This is a genomic window from Helicobacter sp. 23-1044 (genome assembly GCF_053654695.1).
In genome coordinates, this window is the sequence record NZ_JBSIUQ010000041.1 from 1 (window position 1) to 315 (window position 315).

The window sequence follows — 315 nt, forward strand, 5'->3', positions numbered from 1 at the left end:
TTTTGTATTTAGCACATAGCTACCACTTATATTTGCATAGCCTAACACTTTGTCATTATCTACTATCATATCTACGCTTCTATTATTACTCAAAAAGACTTTTGATTTAGACAAAGCATTATTTGTAATATTACCCTTTATGCCAAATTTTGTATTTAATCCCCAAAGTCCTATGTTTGTATTAAAGTATTTATTATAATCCAATGCTAAATCCAAATATAGCAGATTATAAAGTTGCTTATTATACTTCTCAAATACACTTAAATCTGCCATATTACTCATAATAAATTCATTTGCATACAATCCCTTATAATC

General features: G+C 26.7%; 1 protein-coding gene. It reads right to left on the minus strand.

Annotated features, from left to right (window positions below; all coding sequences use genetic code 11):
* A partial coding sequence (locus ACWIUD_RS12100; protein ID WP_454149423.1) for a hypothetical protein occupies positions 1 to 315 on the minus strand: 315 nt, incomplete at both ends.